This is a genomic window from Rahnella sp. PD12R (assembly GCF_019200965.1).
Classification (GTDB): domain Bacteria; phylum Pseudomonadota; class Gammaproteobacteria; order Enterobacterales; family Enterobacteriaceae; genus Rahnella; species Rahnella laticis.
In genome coordinates this window covers 384,035-400,320 of record NZ_JAHTMS010000004.1, presented here as the reverse complement: position 1 = coordinate 400,320, position 16,286 = coordinate 384,035, and the positions used below count along the sequence as shown (strand labels likewise).

The 16,286-nt window shown below is 53.6% G+C and carries 20 protein-coding genes; 10 read left to right on the top strand and 10 right to left on the bottom strand.

Translation table 11 applies throughout. From position 1 onward, the window contains the following. Positions 1-410: 410 nt before the first annotated feature. On the bottom strand, positions 411-821 hold the full coding sequence (rnk, locus tag KWG64_RS11120; RefSeq protein ID WP_218521910.1) for a nucleoside diphosphate kinase regulator: 411 nt from the start codon (positions 819-821) through the stop codon (positions 411-413). Between the two features lie 399 nt (positions 822-1,220). Here rnk and KWG64_RS11115 point away from each other — a divergent pair, with 399 nt between their 5' ends. The 10 genes from KWG64_RS11115 to KWG64_RS11070 all read left to right on the top strand — a co-directional run bounded on the left by KWG64_RS11115 (position 1,221) and on the right by KWG64_RS11070 (position 10,135). After that, positions 1,221-1,571 carry a PRD domain-containing protein gene (locus KWG64_RS11115; protein ID WP_152327347.1) on the top strand — a complete coding sequence of 117 codons (351 nt, stop codon included), beginning with the start codon at positions 1,221-1,223 and terminating at the stop codon, positions 1,569-1,571. 46 nt (positions 1,572-1,617) lie between these two features. Then, the gene (locus KWG64_RS11110; RefSeq protein WP_195815534.1) at positions 1,618-1,983 is read left to right on the top strand and encodes an SFCGS family glycine-rich protein; all 366 of its coding nucleotides are present in this window, start codon (positions 1,618-1,620) and stop codon (positions 1,981-1,983) included. Beyond that, the gene (locus tag KWG64_RS11105) at positions 1,983-2,282 is read left to right on the top strand and encodes a DUF4312 family protein (protein ID WP_101074953.1); all 300 of its coding nucleotides are present in this window, start codon (positions 1,983-1,985) and stop codon (positions 2,280-2,282) included. Before KWG64_RS11110 ends, KWG64_RS11105 begins: the two co-directional genes overlap by 1 nt. 32 nt (positions 2,283-2,314) lie before the next feature. Beyond that, on the top strand, positions 2,315-3,091 hold the full coding sequence (locus KWG64_RS11100) for a DUF4311 domain-containing protein (RefSeq protein ID WP_101074954.1): 777 nt from the start codon (positions 2,315-2,317) through the stop codon (positions 3,089-3,091). 12 nt (positions 3,092-3,103) lie between these two features. Beyond that, positions 3,104-3,751: a DUF4310 family protein gene (locus KWG64_RS11095; RefSeq protein WP_101074955.1), complete on the top strand. Its 648-nt coding sequence runs from the start codon at positions 3,104-3,106 to the stop codon at positions 3,749-3,751. 70 nt (positions 3,752-3,821) lie between these two features. Then, a complete protein-coding gene (locus KWG64_RS11090; RefSeq protein ID WP_218521909.1) occupies positions 3,822-4,955 on the top strand; it encodes an amidohydrolase/deacetylase family metallohydrolase in 1,134 nt (377 codons plus the stop codon). Next, positions 4,945-6,072, top strand: coding sequence for a DgaE family pyridoxal phosphate-dependent ammonia lyase (locus KWG64_RS11085; protein WP_218521908.1), 1,128 nt, complete (start codon positions 4,945-4,947; stop codon positions 6,070-6,072). Before KWG64_RS11090 ends, KWG64_RS11085 begins: the two co-directional genes overlap by 11 nt. After that, a complete protein-coding gene (locus tag KWG64_RS11080; protein WP_218521907.1) occupies positions 6,069-6,809 on the top strand; it encodes a KDGP aldolase family protein in 741 nt (246 codons plus the stop codon). Before KWG64_RS11085 ends, KWG64_RS11080 begins: the two co-directional genes overlap by 4 nt. A gap of 118 nt (positions 6,810-6,927) precedes the next feature. Then, positions 6,928-8,127: a lactonase family protein gene (locus tag KWG64_RS11075; RefSeq protein ID WP_218521906.1), complete on the top strand. Its 1,200-nt coding sequence runs from the start codon at positions 6,928-6,930 to the stop codon at positions 8,125-8,127. An 88-nt stretch (positions 8,128-8,215) separates the two neighbouring features. Next, a complete protein-coding gene (locus KWG64_RS11070) occupies positions 8,216-10,135 on the top strand; it encodes a transcription antiterminator (protein ID WP_195815540.1) in 1,920 nt (639 codons plus the stop codon). 133 nt (positions 10,136-10,268) lie between these two features. Here the strand turns inward: KWG64_RS11070 and npr are convergent, their stop codons facing one another. The 9 genes from npr to kdsC form a co-directional block, all read right to left on the bottom strand. Next, complete coding sequence (gene npr / locus KWG64_RS11065) at positions 10,269-10,541, bottom strand: PTS phosphocarrier protein NPr (RefSeq protein ID WP_056776243.1); 273 nt, start codon at positions 10,539-10,541, stop codon at positions 10,269-10,271. Continuing rightward, positions 10,538-11,392, bottom strand: a complete 855-nt coding sequence (gene rapZ, locus KWG64_RS11060) for an RNase adapter RapZ (RefSeq protein WP_101074959.1) — start codon at positions 11,390-11,392, stop codon at positions 10,538-10,540. The genes npr and rapZ overlap by 4 nt, the downstream gene beginning before the upstream one ends. A gap of 67 nt (positions 11,393-11,459) precedes the next feature. Then, positions 11,460-11,930 carry a PTS IIA-like nitrogen regulatory protein PtsN gene (ptsN, locus tag KWG64_RS11055; RefSeq protein WP_152327340.1) on the bottom strand — a complete coding sequence of 157 codons (471 nt, stop codon included), beginning with the start codon at positions 11,928-11,930 and terminating at the stop codon, positions 11,460-11,462. Between the two features lie 109 nt (positions 11,931-12,039). Continuing rightward, positions 12,040-12,327, bottom strand: a complete 288-nt coding sequence (hpf, locus tag KWG64_RS11050) for a ribosome hibernation promoting factor (RefSeq protein WP_013577259.1) — start codon at positions 12,325-12,327, stop codon at positions 12,040-12,042. Between the two features lie 23 nt (positions 12,328-12,350). Next, positions 12,351-13,784, bottom strand: a complete 1,434-nt coding sequence (rpoN, locus tag KWG64_RS11045) for an RNA polymerase factor sigma-54 (protein ID WP_195815541.1) — start codon at positions 13,782-13,784, stop codon at positions 12,351-12,353. Between the two features lie 99 nt (positions 13,785-13,883). Further along, positions 13,884-14,609 (bottom strand): LPS export ABC transporter ATP-binding protein, encoded by a 726-nt coding sequence (gene lptB, locus KWG64_RS11040; RefSeq protein ID WP_195815542.1) that lies wholly within the window; start codon positions 14,607-14,609, stop codon positions 13,884-13,886. Between the two features lie 6 nt (positions 14,610-14,615). Then, positions 14,616-15,173 (bottom strand): lipopolysaccharide ABC transporter substrate-binding protein LptA, encoded by a 558-nt coding sequence (gene lptA / locus KWG64_RS11035; protein ID WP_152327338.1) that lies wholly within the window; start codon positions 15,171-15,173, stop codon positions 14,616-14,618. Next, positions 15,151-15,720 (bottom strand): LPS export ABC transporter periplasmic protein LptC, encoded by a 570-nt coding sequence (gene lptC, locus KWG64_RS11030; RefSeq protein WP_195825214.1) that lies wholly within the window; start codon positions 15,718-15,720, stop codon positions 15,151-15,153. The genes lptA and lptC overlap by 23 nt, the downstream gene beginning before the upstream one ends. Continuing rightward, positions 15,717-16,283 (bottom strand): 3-deoxy-manno-octulosonate-8-phosphatase KdsC, encoded by a 567-nt coding sequence (kdsC, locus tag KWG64_RS11025; RefSeq protein WP_218521905.1) that lies wholly within the window; start codon positions 16,281-16,283, stop codon positions 15,717-15,719. The genes lptC and kdsC overlap by 4 nt, the downstream gene beginning before the upstream one ends. Positions 16,284-16,286: the final 3 nt, after the last annotated feature.

Here is a 16,286-nt window from a genome sequence, read left to right as displayed (position 1 = left end):
ACCTAAAATACCGTCAAATAACAGACAGATATCGAGTTTTTTCTTACTGACGTCAATGCCAATCTGATACATGAGCATTCTCCTTTCACGAAAACCATCACGCCTATTTCTCTTGTACATGCAGAGTCAGAGCTCTTGGTAACCGTCCAATTTGAATGCTGGCGTGAAAGGTGAAACAGAGGGCCTTTACTTAAAAACAAGGTTGTCCCATGAGAGGCGCGGCAGGCTCACTCTGTTTCATGTGGGAGTCGCTAACCACCACGTAGATCAAGATACAAGAGGCGCGGCGATAGGCGCCTCTTTAGGCCAGTTTGGGTGGCAACCCAAGGTTTTGAACTTGACCTTGAAGCCAGTTTGGGTGGCAACCCAAGGTTGACAGTAAAAGCCGCCATTGCAGCGGCCTCTGCAAATTAACGCCGTAATTCCCCGGCTGCCTCCGGCTGATACAACAACTCCAGCACATTCACCACACTTTCACCGCCGCCGGGCATTTCCCACGTAATGCTGCCGCCGACGCGCAGGCCTAAAAGGGCAGCGCCGAGCGGGGCCATCACGGAAAGCTGTTCGTTGCTGTCTTTCAGCGCCGCCGGATAGACCAGCGTACGAATGTGCTCTTCGCCTTCTTTACCTTCCGTAAAGCGAACCTTGCTGTTCATCGTTACCACGTCGGCCGGGATTTGTTCGGGTGGCAAAATCTCTGCGCGATCTAACTCTTCATTCAGTGCGTCGGCCACCGGGCTGCTGGCAAAAGCCGGTTGTGCCAGCAGTGTATCCAGGCGTTCTGCGTCAAGTTCGCTGATGATCAGTGTCGGTTTACTCATAACATTCTCCATGGTTCCTTTTGCATCACCCGCTTCATGCGAGTGGGGTGCCGGTCGGCAAAAAACAACACCCCCGCGGGTGAGCGCGGGGGTGTCAGTGTTCTGCATGTGTTCTTTGATACTAGGCATTCTTTTCGATAAATGAAAGCGTTGTGAGGGAATTAATCCGCATTGCGAAAAATCCGATTACCAGTGAAATACGCTGCTACAGACGGTAATACTCAGTGATATGACGACTTAACTTTTCGTTTTGCGAATTAGATCTGCTCAGCTCACCGTATTTCCACTTCGAACTGGAAAAAGACCCACTACACAGGAAATCTCTCCAGGGTTAGGGTAAAGACAGACGAAATAAACGACTGAAAATAGAAAGTCAGGCAAGGAGAGAGGTAACCGCGAGTGAATAACGGAACCGCATCTGTGAAGGGTAACGGGCAGACAGAATTGGAAGATGCTCCTGCAATAACAGAGAAAGTATTAAAAGATATTCAGGCGATGCAAAGTGCGAAGAATATCTACACCACAGATGTTCAGTTGCAGATGTTAACGTCACACGTTAAAGCCATGGTATTACGCTCAATCACCGGCGAACCATTGCCTGAAGTCGAAAAAGATTTATTTGACGAAATTTCTGATGAGTCCATGAAAATGGCAGAAGAAGTGGTCAGCTGGTTCGGAAATTTACCGATTGAGGAAGCGTATTTGCTCTCGGTGCATTTTGAAGTCGCAAGAGACAACGAACCGAAATAATCCTGATTTTTGTTTTAATGAATTAACCAAACTGGAGAAGTAAATTATGGGACAAGTATTAGTTGTGATCGGCGACCGTTTAGGTAAAGGCCAGAAAGTGGCAGCAGGCGTGGAAGCGGCTGGCGGAAGAGCCATTGTTGTCCCAGGCATGGCAGCCGATATGAAACTCGGCGACGTGATGAAAGCAGAAGGCGCAACCTTTGGTATTTCCTTCTGCGGCAGCGGCGGCGCCGGTGCGATTACCGCACAAAACAAATACGGATATAAAGCCAAGTACGGAATGCGTTCAGTGGATGAAGGTGTGACGGCAATTAACGAAGGCTGTCTGGTATTAGGGTTCGGATTTATGGATAAAGAAGAACTGGGTCAGCGTCTGGTTGAAGCTTATAACAAGAAGTATGGTCAGGCGTAATGAAGCAACAATTAACCACGACAGTTCGGGTTGAAGGAAAGGGCGAAAATAAGGCTGCCGCCTTTTCTTCCGCACTGAGTCAGGTTCAGAGGACGGTTCTCAAATCTTCGGCCAATAATGTCTTACTGCGCATCGAACCGCAGGACGTCAAGGTTATTACGGCCGAGGAATCAGTAAAAAGAGAAAAGTTTCTGTTCTTTTTTCTGGCCAGGGAAAGAAAGAGTTATTACGTGGCGTTAGACATTACCGTCAACCTGACTGTTATTAATACGGAACAGGTAGTTTTTGTCACGAAATAAAAACGTTAGCTATAAATGACAAGGATATACTGATGTTTTTAATTATTTTATTTAAGTCGCTTATTATCGGCGGACTGGTTGGCGTGGGGGTAGGTGCAGGTGCTGCACGTATGTTCCACGCGCCTACCGTGCAAGGGATGGGGGCTTTTCGTACTCTTGGGGAATTAAATTCCTGTGAAGGCGATCCGGCTTCGCATTTCTCATTTGGTCTGGGCTTCTTCTTTAACGCCTGGGCTTCTTCCGTTGCGGCGGGTTCTTTCACACAGGACGTCGACCACCGCATCATCCCTCACTGGGCGACCGCTGCCCTGATGTTCAAAAACCGCAATGTGGCTGAAACCATGCATGACCCGCGCAAGATGGCGATTGCGGGCGGCATCATCGGCATGATTGTGGTGGCTTTCCTGAATACCACCGCGTCTGCGGTACCGGCGGCGTTGCAGGTGACGGCGATTAAAGTGCTGGTGCCTGCGGCCAACCTGCTGGTGAACACCGTGATGCCCGTAATTTTCTGGCTGGCGGCAATCGATGCAGGACGTCGTTCCGGTTTCTGGGCCACTATTTTCGGCGGTCTGGCGCAGATGATCATGGGTAACGCCGTGCCGGGTCTGGTGCTGGGTATTCTGATCGGGAAAGGCGTTGAAGAAAGCGGCTGGAACCGCGTCACCAAAGTGATGATGGCGGCGATTATCGCGCTGTTCGCACTCAGCGGCTTCTTCCGCGGTTTCGACGTCAAACTGTTGCAGTCTTTCATGCTGGATGTTCCCGCGTGGCTGAACGGCATTCACAACTCACTCAGCGGCAAGTAAGGGAGCATGACAATGGAAGAACAAGCCAAACGTGGTTTCTGGTACGCCGAGTGGTCGTTCCCGATCTTCGTCGGTCTGCTGTCCTCAGGCGTTTTCGCCGGGACGCACATGTATTACCTGTACGGCATTGGTGCTTTTAACGAAGTGGCGTTTGTTTCGATGCTGCGTTCAGGCATGGATACCGGCGTGTATGGCGCGGTTGCGGCCTTCGGTGCCAGTTTCCTGTTTGCCCGCATTATCGAAGGTTCGCTGGTCGGTATTCTGGATATCGGCGGCGCGATCCAGACCGGTATTGGTCTGGGCGTTCCGGCACTGTTGCTCGGCGCGGGGATTATCTTCCCGGTGGCGAACTTCGCCGCTTCGCTGGTGACTGGCCTGATCCTCGGTTTAGCCGTGGGATACATCATCATTCTGGCGCGTAAATTCACCATCAATCAGAGCAATTCCACCTACGGTGCGGATGTGATGATGGGTGCGGGTAACGCCTCCGGTCGTTTCCTCGGGCCGTTGATTATCCTCTCCGCGATGGCCGCGTCGATTCCAATCGGCCTGGGCTCGCTGCTTGGCGCGCTGGGCTTCTACCTGTGGCAGAAACCTATCACCGGCGGTGCCATTCTCGGTGCGATGGTGCTGGGCGCTATCTTCCCGGTATCACTGTAAGTACTTCAATAAGAAAGCAGTAATCAGGCGTCAGGTTTTCTCTGGCGCCTGAGATTATGGAGAACGTCGTATGTATGACTTAATCATCCGACAGGCAAAAAGCACAGACGGCAGCCTGACTGATATTGCAATTCAGGGCGGCAAGTTCGCCGCCATCGGCACGCTGGCACCCGACGCCACCGCCCGCCAGACACTCGACCTCCAAGGCAAGGTTTACGCCAGCGCCGGTTGGATCGACTCCCACGTTCACTGTTACCCAAAATCGCCGATTTATCATGACGACGCTGACCTGATCGGCGTGGCCTGCGGGGTCACCACCGTGGCCGATGCCGGAAGCACCGGCGCAAATGACGTCGACGATTTTTATAAGATTACCCGCGAGGCGAAAACCAACGTCTTTGCGTTTCTGAATATCGCCCGCACCGGCATTGTCACGCAGAACGAACTGGCCGATATGGCGCAGATCGACAAAGTGGGCGTGCGTGACGCCATTGCGCGCAACCCCGGTTTTATCATCGGGATCAAAGCGCGCATGAGCAGTAGCGTCGTCGGCCAGAACGGGATTAAGCCGCTGGTTCGCGCGAAAGAAATTCAGCAGGAAAATAATGATTTACCGCTGATGGTTCATATCGGGAACAACCCGCCGAACCTTGATGAAATCGCAGATTTGCTGACGTCCGGCGACATCATTACGCACTGCTATAACGGCAAACCGAACCGGATCCTGTCACCTGAAGGCGTGCTGCGCGATTCGATTAAACGCGCGCTGAGCCGTGGTGTGCTGCTCGACGTCGGGCACGGCACCGCCAGTTTCAGTTTTGAAGTGGCGGAACTCGCCATCAGACAGGGCATTTTGCCCCACACCATCAGCTCCGATATTTACTGCCGCAACCGCATGAACGGGCCGGTTCACCGCCTGGCGACGGTGATGTCCAAATTCTTTAGCGTGGGTATGACGCTGACGCAGGTGATTGATTGTGTCACCTCTCACGCCGCCGATGCTTTACGCCTGCCTGCAAAAGGGCGTCTCGAAGTGGGCGCTGACGCCGACCTGACGCTGTTTGAACAGCGTTTTGTGCCACAGGTATTTGTCGATTCCGAAGGTCAGTCCGCGAAGGGCGAAAGTTTGCTGGTACCTCTGGCCGCCGTGGTCGCGGGTGTCACTCTGTTAACCGAAGAAGGGAAATCTGCTCATGTCTTCTGAACAATCTCTGTATGAAAAATATCAGCTGAAACAGGTTATTAACGCGTCCGGTCGCATGACGGCGCTCGGGGTTTCCACGCCGCGCGAAGAAGTGGCGGCGGTGGTGAATACCGGCCTGAACCATTATTTCGAGATGAAGGATCTGGTGAACAAAACCGGTGCCTACATCGCTAAATTGCTGAATGTCGAAAACGCGGTGGTGGTGTCCTGTGCGTCTGCCGGGATTGCGCAGTCGGTCGCGGCGGTGATTGTGAAAGATGACGCCTGGCTGCTGGAAAACCTGCACGCGGCGCCGCTGGAAATCCCTCACGACATCGTGCTGCCAAAAGGCCACAACGTGAATTTCGGTGCCCCGGTAGGCACGATGGTGACGATGGGCGGCGGTAAAGTAGTGGAAGCCGGTTATGCCAACGAATGCTCTGCGGCGCAACTTGCAGCCTGCATTACGCCACGCACGGCGGCCATTCTGTACATCAAATCCCACCACTCTGTGCAGAAAAGCATTCTGTCCGTGGAAGAGGCGGCGCAGGTTGCCCGCGAACATAATCTGCCGCTGATTGTGGATGCGGCGGCGGAAGAAGACCTGACCTGTTATTACGAAATGGGCGCTGATCTGGTGATTTACAGCGGCGCGAAAGCCATCGAGGGCCCGACCAGCGGCCTGGTGCTGGGCAAAAAACAGGTTGTCGAATGGGTGAAACTGCAATCCGGCGGCATCGGCCGTGCGATGAAAGTCGGTAAAGAAGGCATTCTTGGCCTGACGCAGGCGATTGAAAGTTACATCACGCTGCCGAAAACCACCGGGCAGGAAATGGTCGACAAAATGACGCCATTTATCGCCAGCCTGAATGAAATCAATGGCGTGACCGGCCGCGTAGTCTGGGACAGCGCGGGGCGCGATATCGCCCGTACCGAAATTACCTTCGATGAAGCGGTTCTGGGCTGGAAAACCAAAGCCATCGTGGATGCCATGAAAAACGGCGATATCGCCATTTACTTCCGTGGCTACCGCGCCAACGAAGGCAAGATTGAAGTCGACGTGCGCAGCGTTACGCCGCAGCAGCTCGCCATTGTCTCCGACCGTTTCAAACAACTTTTCAGTGGAGAGAAAGCATGAAGCTGACCCCAAATTTCTTCCGTGACCGCGTCTGCCTGAACGTGCTGGCAGGGTCAAAAGACAACGCCCGGGATATCTACGAAGCCGCAGAAGGGCATGTGCTGGTCGGTGTGCTTTCCAAAAACTACGCGGATGTCGCAAGCGCCGTCGCCGACATGAAGGAATATGCCGCGCTTATCGAAAACGCGCTGTCCGTAGGCCTGGGCGCGGGCGATCCGCGTCAGTCGCTGATGGTCAGCCAGATTTCACAACACGTTCAGCCGCAGCATGTGAATCAGGTTTTCACCGGCGTCGGCACCAGCCGTGCGCTGCTTGGTCAAAACGACAGCGTGGTCAACGGCCTGATTTCGCCGACCGGCAAAGTCGGTTTCGTCAAAATTAACACCGGGCCGCTGAGCTCCGCGGCCAGTGACGCGATTGTGCCGGTGGAAACAGCGATTGCGCTGCTCAAAGACATGGGCGGCAGCTCGGTGAAATATTTCCCGATGGGCGGCCTGAAAACCCGTGAGGAATTTGCTGCCGTGGCGCGTGCCTGTGCTGAACAGGATTTCTGGCTTGAACCGACCGGCGGTATCGATCTGGAAAACTTCGAGCCGATTATGGAAATCGCATTGGCCGCTGGCGTGACCAAAATCATCCCGCATATCTACAGCTCTATTATCGACAGCGCGACCGGCAATACCCGTCCGGACGATGTGAAAACCCTGCTGGCCAGCGTCAAAAAGCTGATTGGCTGAATAATCTGACCTTTCCTGTGCGGTAAGCCGTCTGCGCGGTTAAACACTCAGCGCCCTTCATCCACTGAACGGGCGCTGAGCCTCTCGTTTGTCTGACAACCCAGGTTTGAGGAAATGTATGAGAAACTGGTTTCTGATTTCAGGTTTAACCTCCGCGATGCTGGCCGTTTCGGCCATGCCGCTCTACGCAGCAGAAAAAACAATGACTTCCACAACGCCACATTTCGCGTATGTCGGCACTTACAACCCCAACGGGGAAGGTGTCTACCGCTTTAAGTTCGATCCTAAAACCGGCGCGCTGAGCGATAAAACGCTCGCCAGCCAGCTGCCAAATCAGGCACAGATGGTGCTCAGCCATGACGGTAAAACGCTGTTTATTGGCAGTGAAATTGATAATTACAACGGCGGCAAACACGGCGCGGTAGCGGCTTACCGGATTTCGCCAGAAGACGGCAGCCTGACGCTGATCAATCAGGTGGATTCGCAGGGCGCGGGGCCGGTGCATTTGTCCCTGACGCCGAAAGGCGACCATCTGCTGGTGGCTAATTACATCAGCGGTTTGGTCGCGGTTTTCCCCGTGGATGCCAGCGGCAAGCTGAGCGATGCCAGCAACAGCCAGCAGGATTCCGGCCCGGCAGGTGCGGGTAAACCTGCGGCCGCGGCGGAAGGCAGTTTTGCCATCAGCGATCATAACGGCCCGCATGCGCACATGATCGCCACCGATCCTTCCGGCAAATTCGTGTTCTCCACCGATCTGGGGCTGGACCGGATTTATCAGTGGAAGCTCAACGGCGAAACGGGCGTGCTCGAAGCCAACGATCCGCCGTTCATTAAGGCCTCTTCGGAAGGCGCCGGACCGCGTCATTTCGTGTTTCATCCGAGCGGCAAAGTCGTTTTCCTGATTAACGAAGAAGCGTCGACGCTGACCAGCTATCGTTTTGACGCCGTAAAAGGCACGCTCAGCGAGCTGCACAGCTTGTCCACGCTGCCGGCCGGTTTCAAAGGCACGAACTTCGCCGCGGGCATTGTGCTGAGCAAAGACGGCAAACATCTGTACGTTGCCAATCGTCTGCACAACAGCATTGCGCAAATCAACGTGACCGATGAAGGCGCGATGACCTGGGGCGGGGAAACCTGGACCCGTGGCGATTATCCGCGCACGCTCACTTTGTCACCGGACGGCAAATATATTTACGCAATGAATCAACGAAGCGATAACATCACTACATTCAAGGTATCAGCGGAAAGCGGCAAGCTGACGTTTGTTGATGGCTATGTGGCCGTCGGCAGTCCGTCGCAGATGGTGATCGCGCCCTGAAAGGCCCGTGTAAAAGAACTAAACCCCGTTTCTATCTTTTCCTTATAAAGGCCGGAACGGGGCTACGTTGCAACGATATGGAAGAATAATGGTGAGATTTCCCAATCAACGGCTGGCGCAATTGTTCGATGCGCTCCAGACCGAAACCCTGCCTCAGGATGAGCTGGCAAAACGTCTGGCGGTATCGACAAGAACGGTGCGCGCTGACATCACGGCACTGAATGAAATCATTGCCGGTTACGGCGCGACGTTTGTCCACAGCCGGGGCAGCGGATACCAGCTGCGCATCGATGATGCGGCGCTGTTTTCGTCGTTACAGCAATCAACGCAACGCAAACCGAACCCGACGCCGCGCACCGCCGCCGGACGGGTGAATACGTTGCTGATCCGCTTTTTGACCTCAGCTTTTTCATTAAAGCTGGAAGATCTGGCCGATGAATGGTTTGTCAGCCGGGGAACCCTGCAAAATGATATGGCTGAGGTGAGGGAGCATCTGGCGCGCTATCACCTGAATATCGAAACCAAACCGCGATACGGTATGAAACTGTTCGGCGCCGAGCTGGCGATCCGCGCCTGTCTGACCGATTTGTTGTTTCAGCTGGATGCCGAGGAACAGACCAATCCGCTGCTGAAGGCCGAAAGCCTCGAGCCGGAAGCGTTAGTTCCGCTGACGCGTTTTATGCATCAGTTGCTGACGCAGTCTTCCATTCAGCTGACGGATGAAGGCGAGCAGTATCTGATCCTCTATTGCGCCGTGGCGATCAAACGCATTACCGGCGGTTATCCGCTGACGGATTTTGATGCCGAAGACGGTGATCCGGCGGTGAAGCAGGTTTCTGTGCGGCTGGCGGCGGAGCTGAAAAATCTGGTCGGTAAGGAAATCCCCGCTTCGGAAGAGGCGTATCTGCGGGTGAATATCGCCGCCCGCCGCGTCCAGCAGATTTTACCGACGGACATTAACGCCGACGACGATGAGTCGCTGGTCGATTACATTCTTTCGTACATCAACTCGCACTATAACTATGATTTGCAGGGCGATAAGCAGCTGCGAGCGGATCTGCTGACGCACATCAAAACCATGATTACGCGGGTGAAATACCAGATTAATATCCCCAATCCGCTGCTGAGCAATATCAAACAGCATTATCCGATGGCGTATGACGTCACGCTGGCGGCGGTCTCAAGCTGGGGGAAATACACGCCGTACACGCTGAGCGAGAATGAAATCGGCTTTCTGGTGCTGCATATTGGCGTCGGGCTGGAACGGCATTACAACATCGGCTACCAGCGTCATCCGCAGGTCATGCTGGTCTGCGATACCGGTAATTCGACCATCCGCATGATTCAGGCGCAGATTAGCCGCAAATATCCGCAACTGGTGATGAAGCAGATTGTGTCGCTGCGCGATTACGAGAAGCTGGAACACATCGACGAAGATTTTATTATCTCCAACGCCCGCATTACTGAGAAGAATAAACCGGTAGTGGTGCTGTCGCCGTTCCCGACGGAATACCAGATGGAGCAGCTCGGCAAGCTGGTGCTGGTCGACCGCACCCGGCCTTATATGCTGGAAAAATTCTTCGACGAAAAACACTTCATGATCGTCAATGAGCCGATGACGCAGGCGGAGCTTTTCCGACATGTCTGCTCGCAGCTTGAAGCAGAAGGATATGTCGATCAGGCGTTTTACCCGTCCGTGTGTGAGCGCGAGGAGATTGTCTCGACCATGCTGGGCGAAGGTATTGCGTTGCCGCACTCGCTGGGTTTGCTGGCGAAGAAAACCGTGGTGATCACGCTGCTATCACCGCAGGGCATTGCCTGGGGCGAAGGAGAAACGGCGCACGTGATTTTCCTGCTGGCGATCAGCAAGGCAGATTACGAAGAGGCGATGGCGATTTACGATTTGTTCGTGACGTTTGTGCGGGAGCGTTCGATGAGCCGGCTGCTGAGCAGTGAGAATTTTGAAAGCTTCAAGGCCATTGCGATCGACTGTCTTTCACGAATTTAGCCTGCGTCCTTGGCGCCGCAGCGGCGTTAGCGGCGTTCGCTCACCCGAATCACTGACTGATGTCAGCTCATCGGGACTCTCTCGCTTGCTGCCTTGCTGCAACGCCAATGACTTTGGCTAAGAGTGGGGAGTCTTAATCCTCGTCGAAACCGGAATTAATCAGGTTGACGACGGCGGTCAGCGCCTGTTCTTCGTCGGGGCCGGTGGCTTCGATTTCAATCTGCTGGCCTTTCGGGGAATCCAGCATCAGCAATGCAATCACGCTGCTGGCTTCCGCCTCAATGCCTGTGCCGTTGCGCAGCATCACTTCTGACTCGAAGCTCTGTACCAGTTCAAATAACTTCATCGCCGGACGGGCGTGCATCCCTAACCGGTTTTTGATTTCTACCGTTTGTTTAACCGTCATGATTTGCGTTTTTCCAGCGTGCGATGGCGGGACTGGACGTTCTTCCCACGGGAACGGAAATAGTCAGCCAGCTGTTCTGCGATATACACCGAACGGTGCTTACCGCCGGTACAGCCAATGGCGACGGTCAGATAACTGCGGTTGTTGGTTTCCAGCGCGGGCAGCCATTGTTCAAGGTAGCTGCGCGTCTGGTAGATAAAGTTATGGACTTCGGTATGACGGTCGAGGAACGCAGCGACCGGTTTGTCGAGACCGGTCATCGGACGCAGTTTCGGGTCCCAGTGCGGGTTTGGCAGGAAACGCACGTCGAAAACGTAATCCGCATCAATTGGAATACCGTGTTTGAAACCAAAGGATTCAAAGACCATGGTCAGTTCACGTTCGCGTTTGCCCAGCAGGCGCGTACGCAGCATTTCAGCCAGTTCGTGAACGGACATCTCGGAGGTGTCGATGATCAGATCCGCGGAAGAGCGCAAAGGCTCCAGCAAATCGGCTTCTTCATCGATTGCACTTTCAAGGGACAGGTTTTTGCTGGAAAGCGGGTGCAGACGACGGGTGTCGCTGTAACGGCGGATCAGGGTATTACGGTCAGCGTCGAGGAACAGCAGCTGTGGTGAAAAGCTTTCCGGCAGCTGTGACATCGCATGCTCATAAACTTCCGGTGTTTCTGGCATGTTGCGAACGTCAATGCTGACGGCCGCTGACGTATTGCGTTCAACAAGGGTCTGGGCGAGCTGCGGCAATAACACTACCGGCAGGTTATCCACACAGTAAAAACCCATGTCTTCCAATGCCCTTAGGGCAACCGACTTCCCGGAACCGGAACGGCCGCTGACAATCATCAGCACCATGGTGTCACTCCCCTGGCATTCAGTGTTCAGAATTCATTTTCCCGGCGCGCAACCGGGAATCAGTAATTTATTCGTTTTCAGTCATTATCTGGAACAGTTCTTCGTCACTTTGCGCTCCGCGCAGACGACGACACACCCCTTTATCCGCCAGTTTTTTGGCGACTAAAGACAAGGTATGTAAATGGGTTTTACATTGATCTGCCGGAACCAGCAAGGCAAAAAGCAAATCCACAGGCTGATTATCGATAGCGTCAAAAGCGATCGGTTGTTCAAGCTGAATGAACACCCCGACGGCACGTAAAGTGTCTTCTTCCAGCTTTCCGTGCGGAATGGCGATCCCGGCACCGATCCCGGTGCTGCCCATGCGTTCACGGGTCAAAATGGCGTCAAAAATCACCTGCGGCGATAAATTTAGCTGTTTGGCCGCCAGCTCACTGATGATTTCCAGTGCGCGTTTTTTGCTGGCGCAATGAACGCCGCTTTTGGTGCATTCGGCATTAAGCACCGACGTTAATTGCATTGCAGTATCGTTAATCATGTCATCTTCACTTTGGCGCTGTTTCACCCTTGAAGCTATATCGGCTCGTTTCCCGAAGGTCACAAGCCGATGCCCGAAGGTTTGTAGCACAGGGTTGGCTACATGAATGTCAGTGCTGTTTCAGTTTGTCTTTGTGCTTGTTCAGCTGGCGGGCCAGTTTATCAACCAGGCCGTCAATTGCCGCGTACATATCCTGATGCTCCGAGGTGGCATGCAACTCGCCTCCGTTCACATGCAAAGTGGCTTCCGCTACTTTTTGCACCTTTTCAACGCTCAACACCACATACACCTGATTTATCCGGTCGAAATACTGCTCAAGCTTGGCCAGCTTCGACGTGATGAATTCTCTCAGGGGATCCGTGATCTCAATGTGATGTCCGGTAATGTTGAGCTGCATAATGTCTTCCTTCTCTGTTGAGGTCAAACTAACTGTTTACGCTGGTTTGAGGGCGGGATGGACAAAGACTCTCGGTATTTGGCGACAGTCCGGCGCGCCACCATAATTCCCTGATCGGAAAGCAGGGTGGCTAACTTACTGTCACTGAGCGGTTTTACAGGATTCTCCGCTGCGATTAATTTCTTCACCAGCGCCCGGATCGCGGTTGACGATGCCTCGCCGCCGCTGTCTGTACTGACATGGCTGGAGAAAAAATACTTCAGTTCGAAAATGCCACGCGGGCTGTGCAGAAACTTCTGCGTCGTCACACGTGAAATCGTCGATTCATGCATTTCCACGGCGCTGGCGATATCTGCCAACACCATGGGTTTCATAAATTCTTCACCTAACTCAAAGAACGCCTGCTGCTGCTCAACGATGCAGCGCGTCACTTTCAGCAGCGTATCGTTGCGGCTTTCCAGGCTTTTGATCAGCCATTTGGCTTCCTGCAAATTGCTGCGGATGAACTGTCCGTCGCTGTCGCTGCGCGCGGAATTGCCCATCGCGGCGTATTGCTGGTTGATCTTCAAACGCGGAATGCTGTCGGAGTTCAGTTCTACCGTCCAGACACCGGACACTTTTCGCACCAGCACATCGGGGATCACATATTCGGATTCACCGGTGTTAATCGACTGGCCCGGACGCGGATCAAGAGACTGAATCAGAAGCATCGCTCCTTTCAGTGTATCTTCTTTTAGCCGGGTTGAACGCATAAGTGCGCGGAAATCATGGTTCGCCAGCAAATCCAGATGTTCGCTGATAATCAGGCGTGCTTCGGTGATGAAAGGCGTGTCTGTGGCGTACTGCGAAAGCTGGATCAGCAGGCAGTCACGCAGGTCACGCGCCGCCACACCGACCGGATCAAAACGCTGTACGCGTTTCAAAACGGCCTCGACTTCGTCCATGCTGACGTTGTCGTCACCGATGCTTTCGAGGATGTCGTCAAGGGAAACGGTCAGATAGCCGGTATCGTCTACCGCGTCGACAATGGACGTGGCAATCGCGGCATCGGTGTCGGAAAACGGCGTCAGCTCCACCTGCCACATCAGGTAATCCTGAAGCGTCTGCGTGGTTTCACCCTGATAAATTGGCAGCTCGTCGTCGCTGTAATCGTTGCCGGTGCCGGAAGGCGTGCCCGCGGTATAAATCTCGTCCCAGGTGGCATCCAGCGGCAGCTCTTCGGGCATGTCTTTCTGTTCGAGCGCTTCGCGTGTATCTAACGCTTCGTTGTCGGTGGCTTCTACCGAATCGATTTCATCATGAAGGTCGGTTTGTTCCAGCAGAGGGTTGCTCTCCAGCGCGAGTTGGATCTCCTGTTGGAGCTCAAGCGTGGACAGTTGCAACAGGCGGATTGCCTGTTGTAACTGAGGAGTCATTGCCAGTTGTTGGCTGAGTCTGAGTTGCAAACCTTGCTTCATATCTTGGTTTTATTTCCGTTGATTACAAACTGAGTAACTTCTGTCAGAGACCTCCCGTCAGACTTTACGTCGAAACGGGCACGGTTCCGGCGGCACAGATCACAGACGGAATTCTTCACCAAGATAAACGCGTTTAACCTGTTCATCAGCAAGAATGTCGGCTGGCGTGCCGTGGGCGATCAATTTCCCCTGACTGACGATATAGGCACGCTCACAAACGTCGAGAGTTTCGCGAACGTTGTGGTCAGTGATCAGCACGCCGAGGCCGCTGTCACGCAAATGCTCAATGATTTTTTTGATGTCGATGACGGAAATCGGGTCAACCCCGGCGAAAGGTTCATCCAGCAGGATAAACTTAGGATTCGCTGCCAGCGCGCGGGCAATCTCAACACGGCGACGTTCACCACCGGACAATGACTGACCGAGGTTATCGCGCAAATGGGAAATATGGAACTCTTCCATTAACTCATTGGCGCGGTCGTTACGCTGCTCTTTGGTCAGGTCGTCACGAATTTGCAACACGGCCATCAGGTTATCAAACACGCTGAGACGACGGAAGATGGAGGCTTCCTGCGGAAGATACCCAATGCCGCGACGGGCGCGGGTATGCAATGGCAAAAGGCTGATGTCTTCATCGTCAACGATAATACGGCCCGCATCACGTTGCACAATCCCGACGACCATGTAGAAGGTGGTGGTTTTACCCGCACCGTTTGGCCCCAGCAAGCCGACGATTTCTCCCGAATTGACATTCAGGCTGACATCTTCAACGACCTTGCGGCCTTTGTATGCCTTGGCCAGATTCTCTGCGATTAATTTTGCCATAAAATATCAGTTACTCTTTTTGGTCGGCTGGCCGCCCGCGGCAGGCGTTTTTTGTTGCAGCTGCGAAGGAACCAGAACGGTCGTCACACGGTTGCCTTTATCACTGAAGGCTTCCATTTGCTGTTTCTGCACCAGATAGGTAATACGGTCGCCTTTCACGTTGCTGTCGAGCTGTTCGAGGTACGCGTTACCGGTCAGGGTCACGAGATCGTTTTCCACTTCATAGCGGACTTTCTGCGCATGGCCTTTCACTGGCTTGCCGTTGTCCTGCATCTGGTAAAATGTCACCGGATTACCGTAACCTTCCACCACTTCTTTGCCGGAAACGCCCTGAGGACGGATAACGACCACTTTATCGGCTTTAACCTGAATGGTGCCCTGATTGACCACAACGTTACCGGTGAAGGTGGCCGTGTTGGTGTTCACATCCAGCGCCTGATTGGCGGAATCAATGGTGATCGGTTTCGTCGTGTCATCTTTTAAGGCGAAGGCCGGAATGCTCACGGCTAACAACGAGCTGACGATCAGGAGATCACGGATTTTATTTTTTGCTTTGAATTTCATAAGAGGTCGTTACCTTTTCGATCAGCTGTGCTGTCTTATCACGCAGATTACCGCGCATTTTCATGCCGTTAGATGTAAAACCTGTGCCATAAAGCGTTACTTCATCGTCTGAGGCAACGTCCTGTGTCGTCAGGTTAACCCGGGCATTATCCGTTTTGATTCTTTGAAGCTGTGACGTCTCAGGCGTCAGGCTATCGCCCTGCACATGCCCGTAAAGATAGAGCATCTTATCCTGAGTCAACTTGGCTTTATCAGAACGCAGCACCCAGGTTGGTGTTTTATTCTTGTCATACATTGTCGCGACCGGGTTGGTAAACCACGTCACCTGATCGGCGGCGTAGTATTTTACCTGGTCTGAAACCAGTTTATACGTCAGGCTGCCCGTCGGGTCATAGACCATCGTGACCGTGTGGGCGCTCTGATAAGTGGGATCCTGATCGTTAACCGCCTGCGGAGCGTCATCGCTGCTGTCAGACAATGACCAGCCCACCAGAATCAGAACGATGGCCGTCAGAACAAGGATAATCCAAAGTTTTGTTTTACTCATATCGACAGCCCTTTGGCGTCCTCCAGCTTGCCCTGCGCCAGCAGAATCAGGTCACACAATTCGCGTACGGCACCACGTCCGCCGGCGATACGGGTAACGTAATCGGCCTTCGGCAACAGGATCGGATGTGCATCCTGAACCGCTACGGAAAGACCGACTTCGGCCATAACCGGCCAGTCAATCAGGTCATCCCCGATATACGCTACTTCTTCAGCCCGCAGGGACAGTGTATCTAACAGTTCGCGGAAGGCCAAAAGCTTATCCGATTGCCCCTGATACAAGTGGCGGATACCGAGGGTTTTAGCGCGATCTTCCAGTAATTTCGCATTGCGGCCTGTAATAATCGCGACCTCAATGTCAGATGTCAGCAGGCAACGGATGCCATAACCGTCGCGAACGTTAAAACTTTTCAGCTCTTCGCCCTGATTTCCCATGTAGATCAGGCCGTCGGACATGACGCCGTCCACATCGCAAATCAGCAGGCGAACGGCTTTGGCGCGTTCCAGCACGTGGGCGCTGACCGGACCGTAGAAGGTCTCCACCAGGGCTGCGCTATTACTCATTCG

Coding starts and splice junctions, on each gene's coding strand:
- hpf (WP_013577259.1), bottom strand. CDS start 12,327: ATGCAGCTCAACATTACCGGACATCACATTGAGATCACGGATCCCCTG.
- KWG64_RS11085 (WP_218521908.1), top strand. CDS start 4,945: ATGTCTTCTGAACAATCTCTGTATGAAAAATATCAGCTGAAACAGGTT.
- rpoN (WP_195815541.1), bottom strand. CDS start 13,784: ATGAAGCAAGGTTTGCAACTCAGACTCAGCCAACAACTGGCAATGACT.
- ptsN (WP_152327340.1), bottom strand. CDS start 11,930: ATGATTAACGATACTGCAATGCAATTAACGTCGGTGCTTAATGCCGAA.
- kdsC (WP_218521905.1), bottom strand. CDS start 16,283: ATGAGTAATAGCGCAGCCCTGGTGGAGACCTTCTACGGTCCGGTCAGC.
- KWG64_RS11100 (WP_101074954.1), top strand. CDS start 2,315: ATGTTTTTAATTATTTTATTTAAGTCGCTTATTATCGGCGGACTGGTT.
- rapZ (WP_101074959.1), bottom strand. CDS start 11,392: ATGGTGCTGATGATTGTCAGCGGCCGTTCCGGTTCCGGGAAGTCGGTT.
- KWG64_RS11095 (WP_101074955.1), top strand. CDS start 3,104: ATGGAAGAACAAGCCAAACGTGGTTTCTGGTACGCCGAGTGGTCGTTC.
- KWG64_RS11080 (WP_218521907.1), top strand. CDS start 6,069: ATGAAGCTGACCCCAAATTTCTTCCGTGACCGCGTCTGCCTGAACGTG.
- npr (WP_056776243.1), bottom strand. CDS start 10,541: ATGACGGTTAAACAAACGGTAGAAATCAAAAACCGGTTAGGGATGCAC.
- KWG64_RS11070 (WP_195815540.1), top strand. CDS start 8,216: ATGGTGAGATTTCCCAATCAACGGCTGGCGCAATTGTTCGATGCGCTC.
- KWG64_RS11075 (WP_218521906.1), top strand. CDS start 6,928: ATGAGAAACTGGTTTCTGATTTCAGGTTTAACCTCCGCGATGCTGGCC.
- KWG64_RS11105 (WP_101074953.1), top strand. CDS start 1,983: ATGAAGCAACAATTAACCACGACAGTTCGGGTTGAAGGAAAGGGCGAA.
- KWG64_RS11110 (WP_195815534.1), top strand. CDS start 1,618: ATGGGACAAGTATTAGTTGTGATCGGCGACCGTTTAGGTAAAGGCCAG.
- lptB (WP_195815542.1), bottom strand. CDS start 14,609: ATGGCAAAATTAATCGCAGAGAATCTGGCCAAGGCATACAAAGGCCGC.
- KWG64_RS11090 (WP_218521909.1), top strand. CDS start 3,822: ATGTATGACTTAATCATCCGACAGGCAAAAAGCACAGACGGCAGCCTG.
- rnk (WP_218521910.1), bottom strand. CDS start 821: ATGAGTAAACCGACACTGATCATCAGCGAACTTGACGCAGAACGCCTG.
- lptC (WP_195825214.1), bottom strand. CDS start 15,720: ATGAGTAAAACAAAACTTTGGATTATCCTTGTTCTGACGGCCATCGTT.
- lptA (WP_152327338.1), bottom strand. CDS start 15,173: ATGAAATTCAAAGCAAAAAATAAAATCCGTGATCTCCTGATCGTCAGC.